Annotated in this window: 6 protein-coding genes; 2 read left to right on the top strand and 4 right to left on the bottom strand. The window is 63.9% G+C overall.

The window, feature by feature from the left end; all coding sequences use genetic code 11:
• Window positions 1-44: 44 nt before the first annotated feature.
• The 4 genes from RBH22_RS16660 to RBH22_RS16645 all read right to left on the bottom strand — a co-directional run bounded on the left by RBH22_RS16660 (window position 45) and on the right by RBH22_RS16645 (window position 4,661).
• Window positions 45-1,016 (bottom strand): electron transfer flavoprotein subunit alpha/FixB family protein, encoded by a 972-nt coding sequence (locus RBH22_RS16660; protein ID WP_306678391.1) that lies wholly within the window; start codon window positions 1,014-1,016, stop codon window positions 45-47.
• A 2-nt stretch (window positions 1,017-1,018) separates the two neighbouring features.
• Window positions 1,019-1,765: an electron transfer flavoprotein subunit beta/FixA family protein gene (locus RBH22_RS16655; protein ID WP_306678389.1), complete on the bottom strand. Its 747-nt coding sequence runs from the start codon at window positions 1,763-1,765 to the stop codon at window positions 1,019-1,021.
• 2 nt (window positions 1,766-1,767) lie between these two features.
• Window positions 1,768-4,302 carry an FAD-dependent oxidoreductase gene (locus RBH22_RS16650; protein WP_306678387.1) on the bottom strand — a complete coding sequence of 845 codons (2,535 nt, stop codon included), beginning with the start codon at window positions 4,300-4,302 and terminating at the stop codon, window positions 1,768-1,770.
• A gap of 224 nt (window positions 4,303-4,526) precedes the next feature.
• Window positions 4,527-4,661, bottom strand: a complete 135-nt coding sequence (locus RBH22_RS16645; protein ID WP_255410172.1) for a hypothetical protein — start codon at window positions 4,659-4,661, stop codon at window positions 4,527-4,529.
• Window positions 4,662-4,911: 250 nt separating this feature from the next.
• Between RBH22_RS16645 and RBH22_RS16640 the strand changes: the two genes are divergently transcribed.
• Window positions 4,912-7,095 (top strand): 4Fe-4S dicluster domain-containing protein, encoded by a 2,184-nt coding sequence (locus tag RBH22_RS16640; protein WP_306678385.1) that lies wholly within the window; start codon window positions 4,912-4,914, stop codon window positions 7,093-7,095.
• A 192-nt stretch (window positions 7,096-7,287) separates the two neighbouring features.
• Window positions 7,288-7,731 (top strand): universal stress protein, encoded by a 444-nt coding sequence (locus RBH22_RS16635; RefSeq protein WP_306678383.1) that lies wholly within the window; start codon window positions 7,288-7,290, stop codon window positions 7,729-7,731.
• Window positions 7,732-7,760: the final 29 nt, after the last annotated feature.

Below are 7,760 nucleotides of genomic sequence, written 5' to 3'. Positions count from 1 at the left end.
ATCTCAGGAGTCGGAGCCCGAGCGAACGGGAAGAGAGCGCGGCGTCAGTCGGCGTGCCCGCGGCTCTCCAGTTCCTCGCTCATCGCCGGGGCGACCTCGTGGAGGTCGGCGACGACGGCCCAGTCGGCCTTCTGGATGATGGCCGCCTCGGGGTCGGTGTTGATCGCGAGGATGTTCTCAGCGCCCTTACAGCCGACCATATGCTGGACGGCGCCGCTGATGCCGGCCGCGATGTAGATCTCGGGCGCGATCTTGTTCCCCGTCTGGCCGATCTGGTCGTCGTGGGGTCGCCAGCCCTCGTTGACGGCCGCGCGGGAAGATCCGAGCGCGGCGTTGGGAATCTTCTCGACCAGGTCTTCCAGTTCGGAGAAGTCACCGTCGGTTCCGCGACCGCCGCCGACGACCACGCGGGCCTCCGCGAGCGGGACTCCCTCGATGTCCGATTCTTCGACGCGCGTGAGTTGGACGCGGAGGTCGCCGTCGTCGAGTTCGGGCGTGAACGCGCTCACGTCCGCCGCGTCGCCGCCGCTCTCGCTGGCGGAGATTTCGTTGGGCGCGACCGTGAGCAGGTTCGTATCGGCGGAGAGTCGGGCGTGCTCGATGAGCGTGCCCCCCCAGCGCTGCCGGGTGAGCTCGTAGTCGTCGCCGACCTCGACGTCCGTGACTTCGGCAGCCATCGTCACGTCGAGTTTCGAGGCGGCGTGCGAGAGCGTCTCCGCGCCGCGATCCGTCCCAGGCGCGATGATCGCTTCGGTGCCCGTCTCCTCGGCGCACTGGACGACTGCACGGCCGTATGCCTCCGGCGCGTAGTCGTCGAGATCCGCGTGGTCGACGGTGTTGAGCACCGCGACGCCGTACGCGCCGACCGTCTCGGCGATGCCGTCGGCTTCGGGACCGAACGCGATGGCTTCGAGCGATTCGCCGGCCTGTTCTGCGACGTCGCGGGCGAGCGTCAGCGTCTCCAGAGAGGTGTCGTCGACTTCGCCGTTGTCGTGTTCGACGAGTGCGAGTACCATCGTCAGAGCACCTCCAGGTCTTCGAGCACGTCGACGGCGTCGTCGGCCGCGTCGGGGCTCTCGCCGAGGACCTCGGCGGGACTGTCGTCGGACTCGGGCACTTCGAGTTCGAGGAGTTCGAGGCCCTCGTCGTACGCTGCGGGTTCATCGTGTTCGACTGACGCCTTCCGGGCCTGCATCTTCGCGCGCATCGACGGGTAGCGCGGTTCGTTCAGGCCTTCCTTGACCGTGACGACGGCGGGGAGGTCGACCTCGTAGACCTCGGAGCCGCCGGGGATCTCGCGCTGCGCAGTCACCGTGCCGTCTGTGACGTCGAGATCTTTGATACCGGTGACGCAGGGCAGACCCAGTTGCTCGGCGACGCGGACGCCGACCTGGTGGTTCGCCGTGTCGGCGGACTCGTTACCGAACAGCAGGAGGTCGAAGTCGGCGTCGCTGGCCGCATCGGCGATCGCCTTCGCCGTCCCGGCGGGCCCGCGATCCTCGTCGCTTTCCAGCAGGATGCCGTCGTCGGCACCCATCGCGATGGCCGAGCGGAGTTGCTCGGTCGCGTCTTCCTCACCGAGCGTGAGCACGGTCACGTTGCCGCCGTGCTCTTCGACCAACTGGACGCCCTCCTCGACCGCACACTCCTCGTGCGGGCTGAAGGTGAAGCCCAGCGAACTGGTGTCGATGTCCAGTTTGTCCTCCGTCAGTACGATCTTCGCGCCCGTTTCCGGAACGCGCTTGATTGCGGTGAGTACTTCCATAATCAGTATTCGTTGCGGAACAGCCGATCGTTGTTCGGGTCGAAGACGCCGCCGTTGCCGGCGACCTCGACTTCGACCGGGTACTGCTGGCCGAAGTACTCGACCTGCAGTTCCTCGCCCTCGGTGGCGTACTCCTGCGGCAGGTAGGCCATCAGAAGGTGCTTGCCGACCGAGGGGCCGGTACCGGCCGAGGTGACGTACGAGCGGCGACCCTCGTCGTCGATGAGGACGTTTCCGTCTTGGTCGAGGACCGGCTCACCGCCCGTCATAAACCGTCGCTCGCCGCCGTCGGGAGCGTGATCCGTGACCGAGAGGGTACACAGCGTCGCGCTGTTCTCCTCTTCGATGCCCTCGGCGTAGGCCTCTTTGCCGATGAAGTCGGCGTCCTTGACGCCGTGGAGCGTCAGACCCGCTTCCGCGGGGTTGTAGTCGATTTCGAGTTCGGCGCCCATCAGGCGGTAGCTCTTCTCCATCCGGCCGGTCTCACCGTAGACACCCGTCCCGACGGGGCGGATGTCGTACTCCTGGCCGGCCTCGTAGATGGTGTCCCAGAGCCGCTGGCCCTGGTCCATCGGGGCGTAGATCTCCCACCCGAACTCGCCGACGTAGGAGATGCGGAACGCCTTGGCGTCGACCGCGCCGATGGTGACGTCTTTCATCTCGGCGAAGTCGAAGCTGTCTGCGGTCATCTCTTCTTCGGCGATCGAGTTCATCAGCTCCTCGGCGTCCGGACCCCACACGCCCAGCGTACAGAGTTCCGAGGAGCGGCCGATGAGTTCGCTGTCGCCTTCGAGGTGGTCACTGAACCACGTCTTGTCCTGGCCGGCGTGGGCACCGCCGGTGATGACGCGGTAGTGGTTCTCGCCGAGGCGAGCGACCGTCAGGTCAGAGACGAAGCCGCCGTTCGGCGCGAGGACTGCGGTGTACACAGAGCTGTCGACGTCGAGATCCATCGGCGCGACGCAGATCCGCTCCATATTCTCCTCGGCGTCGCTGCCGATGATGTCGAAGATACCGAAGCCGGTGTCACCGATCATACCCACGTTGTCGCGCAGATGGAGGTGCTCGCCGAGGATGATCTCGGACCACCAGCGATTGTCCCACTCGTTCGGTCTTCGGAGGCCTTCGATCTCGTCTTCGTACTTCTCGACGAGGTCGGCGTTCGATTCGAACCACCGCGGCCGTTCCCAGCCGCCGGCCTCGAAGAACTCGGCGTCAAGTTCCTGCTGGCGGTGGTAGAACGCACTCGTCCGGAGCGGCCGGACCGACTGCCACTGCTCGCGCGGGTGGACGATGCCGTAGATCTTCTGGTAGCCCTCGTAGCCGCGACTCTTGACGAACTCCTCGGTCTCGCCGTACTCGTCGAAGCGGGCGACGTGGTCGTGGGCGACGATGTCGATGTCGGGGTGGCCTTTGGTCATCCACTTCGAGACCTCGCGGGCGATTGCCGGCGCTTCCTTGATCCAGATCGCGGCACAGGACCAGAGGCCGTCGACCTCGGGGATCGGGCCGAGAAGCGGGTGGCCATCGGGCGTGACCGACAGCAGACCGTCGATAGAGTGACGGATCCCGGCGTCGGGGTCGTCGAGGACGTCGGGGATGATTTCCAGCGCGTGCTGCATCGAGTCCTCGAAGGCGTCCTCGGTGAGCGGCGGCTGCGTCGGCGACAGCGGCGATTCCTCGATCGAGGGGACGTCGTCGACGTCCCAGAGGATGGGTCGGTGCTCGTAAGAACCGACCTCCATATCGTTGCCGTGCTGGCGCTCGTACATCTGGGTGTCCATATCCCGGATGACGGGGTAGTTGATCTCACCCTCGCCGTCCTCGAAGCGATCGATCGGCCCGACGGAGACCATCTGGTGGACGGCCGGTGACAGCGGGATGTCGACGCCGGCCATATCGGCAATCTTCGGGCTCCAGAGGCCCGCAGCGATGATGACCTCGTCGGCCTGCACGGTGCCTTTGTCAGTCTCGACGGCCTGGATCTCGCCGTTTTCGACGTGGAGGTCGGTGACTTCGGTGTTCGCGGCGGTGCTGAGTGCGTCTTTGTCCTTCGCTTGCTGGCGATAGAGTTCGCCGGCGCGGAGCGGGTCACACGTGCCTGCGCCCTTGCTGTAGAAGCCGCCTTTGATGATGTCCGTGTTGACGTAGGGAACGAGTTCTTCGACCTCCTCGGGAGTGAGGAGTTCGGCTTCCTCGCCGAAAGATTTCGCGGAGACGACGCGGCGCTTGAGTTCCGCCATTCGCTCTTCGGTCCGGGCGACCTCGATTCCGCCGGAGTTCGTGAAGGTGTCGAACTCTCGGTAGATATCTCGGCTGTCGGAGGTCAACTGCGTCATATCCTTGCTGTGTTCGACCGGGAAGATGAAGTTCGAGGCGTGGCCGGTCGATCCGCCAGGATCCGAGAGCGGTCCTTTGTCGATCAAGAGGATGTCGTCGCGGCCGCGTTCCGCGAGTTCTCCTGCAAGAGAGCTGCCGACGATGCCAGCTCCGATAATTACTGTACCTGCGTTCGATGGGAAGTCGTTCGTGCTCATCGTATTCGATTTCTGGGTCGGTTACTTCGGCCACTGTGGTAACGTGTCTCGCGCGTACGCCCTCCAGTGGTACACTGCCCCATACACCTACACGTTTCCATATCCAACGATAATTAACTACATCTTGATTATTGAACCTCCTTTTATATCGATCGCAGAAGGAGCGCAGATAGAACGAGCGTTGGGACGGTTTCAGCGCGGCGGCCGGTCGCCGTTCGTCGCGCTCACACGAGCAGGAAAAGCAGGTAAGGAAGGACGAACAGCAACACGAACAAGCCGAACAGGCCGAGGCCATAGCTGACGACGGTCGCGACACCGGCGGTCCACGCCGGGTGATCGAAGCGAGCAGGCACGTTCATCGTATGCACCGAGTGGGAGGACGGGAGTATAATACTTGGTGCCCACATCGTCGGATGCAGTGTCGCGCGATCGTCCGAACGATCCTAATTGCGCGGAGTCGTCACCGGTTTCTCTCATACCACTTCTCAACCACAACAGATCAACTGTCTAATACGATTTACCACGATCTGCGCCGTTGATGGACCGAGAGGGGCCGAAAAACTGCCGCGCACCAAGTTTTATGAGCGGATTCGAGAATCAACAACCGTGATGGTTGTCGAAGGAACTGTAACCAGGCCCACGCTCTGGGGTATCAGTCACCTCGGCGAGATAGTGTTCTACCTGCTCGCCGCGGTGACGATCATAGTGTTCGCGTACGGTGTCTACCAGAACTTCGTGCGCTACACGTCCGGGCAAGAGGACTGGTTCGACAGACTCGACGCGCTGCCGAGTCGCATAGTTACCGCCGCGCGGATCGTCCTCTCGAACCGGAAGCTCTTCGACCGGGACACGAGGGGCGGCCTGATGCACGCGTTCATTATGTGGGGCTTTCTCACGCTGCTCATCGGGACCACGATCCTCGCCATCGATATGGACATCTACCGGAACGTCACGGGGATGCTCGGCACTGAGCAGTCCTTCTTCGTCGGCGACTTCTATCTCGCGTACTCGCTGGTGATGGACGCGATGGGGCTGCTGTTCGTCGTCGGCGTCGGCGTCGCGCTGTACCGGCGCTACGCCGTTCGGAAGGCGCGTCTCTGGGGGAAACACACCAGTCTGGAAGACGACTTCTTCATCTGGGCGCTGTTCCTGCTCGGCGTCGGTGGCTACGTCGCAGAGGGCGTGCGGATCCTCGGGACGGGCTTTCCCGCCTTCGAGACCGTGAGCTTCGTCGGATGGTTCGTCGCGGACGTGCTGGTGATCGCGGGCGTTAGCGAGTCGATGGCGCAGGCCATCTACCCGGCGATCTGGTGGTCGCACGCCCTGCTCGCGCTCGCGTTCGTCGCCGCCATTCCGTACGGCAAGCCGTTCCATATGCTCTCGTCGTACGCAAACATCGTCGCGCGCGACGAGAAGGCCGGCAAGCGTCTGCCCGGTGTCCCGGCCGACCTCGACGCCGACACCGGCGCCGAGGAGATCAACGACTTCTCCTGGAAGGAACTGCTCGACCAAGACGCCTGTACGAAGTGTGGCCGCTGTTCGTCCGTCTGTCCGGCCAAGGCGTCCGGGCGCCCGCTCGATCCGCGGGACGTCATCCTGGACCTCAAGAGCTATCGGGAGGATCTCGACGCCGGGGAGACAGAGCCCGTCGACATCATCGCCGACGGCGGCGAGAGCGTCGTCGCCTCCGAGACGATGGAGTCGTGTATGTCCTGTATGGCTTGTATGGACGCCTGCCCGGTCGACATCGAGCACCTCAAGTCGTTCACGCGGATGAACCGACAGCTCACCGACCAGGGCGACGTCGACTCGAACGTCCAGGACACCTTCGACAACATCATGGGGATGGGCAACACCTTCGGCGATCCGCCGGACGAGCGCGCCGCGTGGGCCGACGACCTGGAGTTCGACCTCACGGACGCCCGCGAAGAGGACGTCGAGTACCTCTGGTACGTCGGCGACTACCCGAGTTACGACGAGCGGAACAAGAAGGTCGCCCGCTCGCTCGCGAAGATCCTCGAACACGCCGACGTCGAGTACGGGATCCTCTTCGAAGACGAGAAGTACGACGGCAACGACATCCGCCGACTCGGCGAGGAGTTCCTCTACGTCGATCTTGCGGGCCACCACGTCGAGACGTTCGACGAAGTCGACCCCGAGAAGATCATCTGTACGGACCCGCACTCCTACAACACGTTCAAGAACGAGTACCCGGAGGTGGAGTACGAGAACTTCGCCGACGATCCCATAATGAGCTTCGAGTTCGACGGTGAGTGGAACGCGGACGGCGACGTCGACGTGTTGCACTGGACGCAAGCCGTCGAAGAGTTGGTCGAAGCGGGCGAACTCGGTCTCCGTGGCAACGAACTCGATTACACGGTCACCTACCACGATCCGTGCCACCTCGGCCGTTACAACGACGAGTACGAGGCGCCGCGCGAACTGATCCGAGCGACGGGCGCGACCCTCGCGGAGATGCCCCGCAACCGCAGCAACTCCTTCTGTTGTGGGGGCGGTGGCGGCGGCCTCTGGATGGACATCGACGAAGAGTCCAAACCGAGCGAAGAGCGGATGCGCGAAGCCCTCGAAGACACCGACGCCGGCAGCGACGTCGAGAAGTTCGTCGTCGCGTGTCCGATGTGTATGACGATGTACGAGGACGGGCGCAAGACCGGCGGCTACGAGGACGACATCGAGATCGTCGACGTCGCAGAGCTACTGGTCGAAGCCATCGAGAACGGGCCGGGCGTCGAGACGACCGCCGCCTCGGGGGCGGCCGGACAGGCCGACTGAGAATCGGTCTGCACCGCACTCCTCGCGACGCCTCACGAACAGTTTGTATCACCGAACGAGAGAGAGCGCCTTCACGTCGGTCCGCATAGGTATATTGTTCCGCAGATCGTGGGCGTTTCGAGCCCGTGAGGCCGCCGATAGCGCGGAAAGTTATTTGTAAACGGGTCGTGTCGGTCAGAGTGGTTCGGCGCAATGTACGAGCACATACTGATACCGTACGACGGGAGCGACGAGGCGAAGAAAGGCGCAATTCACGGGATCGAACTGGCGGCCGCACTCGATGCGGAGGTCACTACTCTCTACGTCATCGACCTGCCCGGCGCACCGCGAGCGCTGGCGCTGCGGGACGACGAAGAGCAGATGCGGGAAGATTACCGGAAGTACGGCGAGGAGATTCTCGGCGAGATCGAGGACATCGCCGCCGAGCACGGCGTCGAGTGCACGACGGCGATGCGAACCGGGTCGCCGAGCGAGGAGATCGTCGACTACGCCGAAGACGAGGGGATGGGCGCGATCGTGATGGGCTCGGCGTACCGCGGCACGATCGGGTCGCTCCTCGGTGGCACGACCGACAGAGTGGTGCGGACCGCGACGGTGCCGGTGATCACCCAGCGGATGGCGATGGAAGAGCTGTAGACGTGCAGGCCGACCGCGACAGCGGAAAA

This window comes from Halobellus sp. H-GB7 (assembly GCF_030848585.1).
GTDB lineage: Archaea > Halobacteriota > Halobacteria > Halobacteriales > Haloferacaceae > Haloquadratum > Haloquadratum inordinatus.
The sequence above is the reverse complement of the archived record's forward strand: the minus strand, read 5'-3'. Positions and strand labels throughout refer to the sequence as shown.